Source organism: Salinicoccus albus DSM 19776 (genome assembly GCF_000385175.1).
GTDB classification, from domain to species: Bacteria; Bacillota; Bacilli; order Staphylococcales; family Salinicoccaceae; genus Salinicoccus; species Salinicoccus albus.
Genome location: NZ_ARQJ01000006.1, coordinates 1 through 3669 on the forward strand (window position 1 = coordinate 1; position 3669 = coordinate 3669).

Sequence of the window (3669 nt, forward strand, 5' to 3'; positions counted from 1 at the left end):
CCGCAATTTTTAAATCAGGTCCCGTGGTGTAGCGGTTAACATGCCTGCCTGTCACGCAGGAGATCGCGGGTTCGATTCCCGTCGGGACCGCCATTAATATTATCAGTACATATGGTGGTTCAGTAGCTCAGTCGGCAGAGCATGTGATTGAAGCTCACAGTGTCGGCGGTTCGATTCCGTCCTGAACCATACTCATGGCGGTTGTGGCGAAGTGGTTAACGCACCGGATTGTGGCTCCGGCACCCGTGGGTTCGATCCCCATCATCCGCCCTTAAGTTACCATGCGGGTGTAGTTAAATGGTATAACCCCAGCCTTCCAAGCTGATGTCGTGGGTTCGATTCCCATCACCCGCTCCATCTTAATATTCCACAGTAGCTCAGCGGTAGAGCTATCGGCTGTTAACCGATCGGTCGTAGGTTCGAGTCCTACCTGTGGAGCCACGGCCCGTTGGTCAAGCGGTTAAGACACCGCCCTTTCACGGCGGTAACACGGGTTCGAGTCCCGTACGGGTCATATAACAGAAGTGGGCATGCTCACTTCTGTTTAATCATTTCAAGCATGGACAGTTGGCCGAGTGGCTTAAGGCGCACGCCTGGAAAGCGTGTAAACGGTAATCCCGTTTCGAGGGTTCGAATCCCTCACTGTCCGCTAATACCCATTGCCATGACGGCATTTAAGGCGGTTACGTGACCAATTCGTGACCGTTTTTTATATTTCCGCAAATATATCCCTTACTTTCTCTCCCTGCTCCTGCTTATACTCATCGAGTAAATGACTGTAAATATTTAGTGTGGTACCAATATTCGAGTGACCCAAGCGCTTACTGATATACTCAATCGCTATCCCCTTACTGAGCAAATATGAGCAGTGTGTGTGGCGCAATCCGTATATTGTGACCTGTTCATCCTGTGGGATGCCTACCTTATCCTGTGAACGCATCATGCTGTTTGAGACAGCCTTATTAGATAGCTTAAATAGGTAGCCGTCAATACGCCTGGGGTGTGTGGATAATGCTCTTTTTACATATTCAATATCCTTTTGGTTCACTTCCACATCCCGGGCAGACGTATCTGTTTTTGTTCCTGGTAGATGGATGATACCGATCTTCTTATTTAAATCCTCCCACTTCAAATTGTTAATCTCTGAAAATCGGGCACCGGTAATCGCAATTAAATACAATAGTACATATGATAATTCTGATTTGCCTTTAAAATGTTCGATTAATCTTAAGTACTGATTGATGGTAATAAACTTCTCAGCCTCACTCTGCGCCTTCTCAGTGCCGTTTATCTGTATCTTGTATGTTGGGTCTTTATTTAACAATCCGTCGTACACAGCATCTCTGAGCGCCGGTGCGAGGCATCCATGAACTTTTCTTACGGATTCATCCGTGCGCCCCTCCCCGTATCGATTAAGTAAAAGCTGATAGTCCTGTTTAGTAATGTGTCTGAGCTGCTTATCCGCACCAAACTGATGGACAAAGATATTTAGTGCTCGGCGGTACCAATCATACTGGCCATATGACAGCTTATGCTTATTATTAATATCCATCCATCGTGCAAAGTAGTCCTTGAAAGTTGTATTATTATCCATCTCAACCCCGTTATCTAGTTTGTTCACTAATTCCTGCGCCGCAAGCTGAGCTTCTTTTTTGGTGCGAAACCCCGACTTCCGGCGGCGTTTTCCGCCCGACCGGACGTCATACTGCCAGGTCGGAGACTTTAAGTCTGTGCGCTTGAATACATTGATTGTGAACATGGTGAGAGCCTCCTTTAATAGAATTTCTGACTGCTGACGACACGGCCGATAATTTGCACTTCATCATCACCATTGTAAATCTGTGGAAGATGGTCTGGATTGCTTGATTCTGGATAAAGTAAAATCTTATCGTCCCCATATCTGATCCGTTTAACAGTCGCATCATATCCATTAAGCATGACGACACCGATTTGACCATCTTCCACCACGCCGTCCTTTTCCACAATGACAATGTCGCCTTCTTTGAATTCTTTGTCCATACTATCTCCTGAGATTTTCAGACCGAATAAATCGTTCGCCAATTTAAATAGATTCTCTGGAACGTATGTATACTCGATAATATTCTCTTCCCCGTATACAGGTTTCCCTGCGGATATTTGAGATACAACAGGAACAGGTTTTACTTGAATTGGAGTGACTGGTTGAGTAGAGTTATTTTTACTCACATTGTAGCCCATTAACCACTCGCTTTTTACGCCTAGCACCTGCGCTAATTGATACACTTTATCCTGCTTTGCTTCATATCTGCCTTTTACATAATCGGTGATAGATCCTCTGCTGATACCAGACCTTTTAGATATTTCCGCTTTTGTCAGACCGCTTTCTTTGATTGCCTGCAATAATCTTTCTTGGAATAATTTGTCCATATTTTTTAACACCCCTTATATAGGTAATAATACCACAAGTACGGAAAAATAAACATATTTGTAAGGGAAACTTTCAAAAAAGTGTTGACTCAGTTTTACACGGTATGTATAGTAATGGTTGTAAGGGAAACCGAACAAGAAAAGAGGTGGAAAGATGGCAGAGGAATTCAATTATGATTTGTTGTTACAGCGCATGGATGATTATCGTTACAATCAAAGCAGACTCGCTAAAGACATGCCAATCAGCAGGACATCAATGAGTGCTAAAATTAATAACCACAATGCGTTTACACAATGGGAGATCAGGCGAATTTGCACACTACTAGAAATACCGGACAAAGAAGTAGGCAAATATTTTTTTAATAAAAATGTACGGAAAACCGTATAAATGGAGGTGAGTAAATGCTTATAGACGAACAAGCCTTTAAATCTCTTGTCCATGAAGCTGTAAAGGAAGCGCTATGCAACCAGTCATCAGAAATCTATGAAGGCTTTGCCGATGTTGAACGCTTCATCGAAATTTCCGGCATATCGAAGCACGACCTGGAGGAAAAAATCTTCCCGCATCCAGACTTTAAACAATATGTATACCAACCCGGTGGCCGCAAACGCTATATCGAAGTACAGCCCGCTATGGACAGCATTAGAAAAATTATGAGGGAGGCGAGCTAAATGATCTGGCTCTATGTATTTATTGGAGGCGTCATCTTTACTTTAGCCGCATTGCAGGTCATCACTGCCTATCAGATTGCAATGGCTTTAGTCATTGTCTGTGGAGTTACAGCGATACTGGCAGCAGCGAAATATATTAATTGGAGGTTTGAAAGATGAAGAAACTAATAGTAGGAGCAACAGTCCTAGTGACTGTAGTAGTAGTAGTAAAAAAGAAGATTGCAGAAAAGAAAATGATTTACACAATCGGTGAATCATCATCTAGATTCCAAGAACTTTAGGGTCGTACTGCTGCATTAAACCGCAGTTTTTACAAAGTACAGAAAGCATATCCGTACTAACTATTTCTGAATCATCAGTTCTAGATGTCAATAACGACACTTCAGGACGTATTTCAAAGTTTGGATTATTACAACACGGGGATGCTTGAATATTTTTTAACTTTCCTGCTGCTGAAGCCATCTGATCTCTACTGTATTCACGAGGACTCATTTTATCACCTCCCTCCTATAAGGAAGATTATACCAAAAGAAAGGAAGTATCAAATGGAGCAATTGCAAGTATTTGAACAGAATGGAGAACTTTATACAG

7 protein-coding genes and 7 tRNA genes are annotated in these 3669 nt (G+C 42.8%); 11 read left to right on the forward strand and 3 right to left on the reverse strand.

Annotated elements, in window-relative coordinates; all coding sequences use genetic code 11:
• Positions 1-17: 17 nt before the first annotated feature.
• From G343_RS0100105 to G343_RS0100140, 7 genes are all read left to right on the forward strand, one after another.
• Positions 18-93, forward strand: a tRNA-Asp gene (locus G343_RS0100105).
• 23 nt (positions 94-116) lie between these two features.
• Positions 117-189 (forward strand) — tRNA-Phe (locus G343_RS0100110).
• 8 nt (positions 190-197) lie between these two features.
• Positions 198-270 (forward strand) — tRNA-His (locus G343_RS0100115).
• Positions 271-283: 13 nt separating this feature from the next.
• A tRNA-Gly gene (locus G343_RS0100125) sits at positions 284-357 on the forward strand.
• A 9-nt stretch (positions 358-366) separates the two neighbouring features.
• Positions 367-441, forward strand: a tRNA-Asn gene (locus G343_RS0100130).
• 1 nt (position 442) lies between these two features.
• Positions 443-514: transfer RNA gene (locus G343_RS0100135), tRNA-Glu, on the forward strand.
• Between the two features lie 47 nt (positions 515-561).
• Positions 562-649, forward strand: a tRNA-Ser gene (locus G343_RS0100140).
• 60 nt (positions 650-709) lie between these two features.
• Here G343_RS0100140 and G343_RS0100145 read toward each other — a convergent pair.
• Both G343_RS0100145 and G343_RS0100150 read right to left on the reverse strand, forming a co-directional pair.
• The gene (locus tag G343_RS0100145; RefSeq protein WP_020006096.1) at positions 710-1759 is read right to left on the reverse strand and encodes a site-specific integrase; all 1050 of its coding nucleotides are present in this window, start codon (positions 1757-1759) and stop codon (positions 710-712) included.
• A gap of 14 nt (positions 1760-1773) precedes the next feature.
• The gene (locus G343_RS0100150) at positions 1774-2406 is read right to left on the reverse strand and encodes a LexA family protein (RefSeq protein WP_020006097.1); all 633 of its coding nucleotides are present in this window, start codon (positions 2404-2406) and stop codon (positions 1774-1776) included.
• Between the two features lie 154 nt (positions 2407-2560).
• Between G343_RS0100150 and G343_RS0100155 the strand changes: the two genes are divergently transcribed.
• The 4 genes from G343_RS0100155 to G343_RS15795 are packed head-to-tail and all read left to right on the forward strand — an operon-like array spanning position 2561 to position 3359.
• On the forward strand, positions 2561-2794 hold the full coding sequence (locus tag G343_RS0100155; RefSeq protein WP_020006098.1) for a DUF739 family protein: 234 nt from the start codon (positions 2561-2563) through the stop codon (positions 2792-2794).
• Between the two features lie 14 nt (positions 2795-2808).
• A complete protein-coding gene (locus G343_RS0100160) occupies positions 2809-3078 on the forward strand; it encodes a hypothetical protein (protein ID WP_020006099.1) in 270 nt (89 codons plus the stop codon).
• The gene (locus G343_RS15270) at positions 3079-3237 is read left to right on the forward strand and encodes a hypothetical protein (RefSeq protein ID WP_020006100.1); all 159 of its coding nucleotides are present in this window, start codon (positions 3079-3081) and stop codon (positions 3235-3237) included.
• Positions 3234-3359, forward strand: coding sequence for a hypothetical protein (locus G343_RS15795; protein ID WP_020006101.1), 126 nt, complete (start codon positions 3234-3236; stop codon positions 3357-3359). The genes G343_RS15270 and G343_RS15795 overlap by 4 nt, the downstream gene beginning before the upstream one ends.
• Here the strand turns inward: G343_RS15795 and G343_RS15275 are convergent.
• A complete protein-coding gene (locus G343_RS15275) occupies positions 3340-3570 on the reverse strand; it encodes a hypothetical protein (RefSeq protein ID WP_156823538.1) in 231 nt (76 codons plus the stop codon). The two genes, G343_RS15795 and G343_RS15275, sit on opposite strands and share 20 nt — an antisense overlap.
• Positions 3571-3669: the final 99 nt, after the last annotated feature.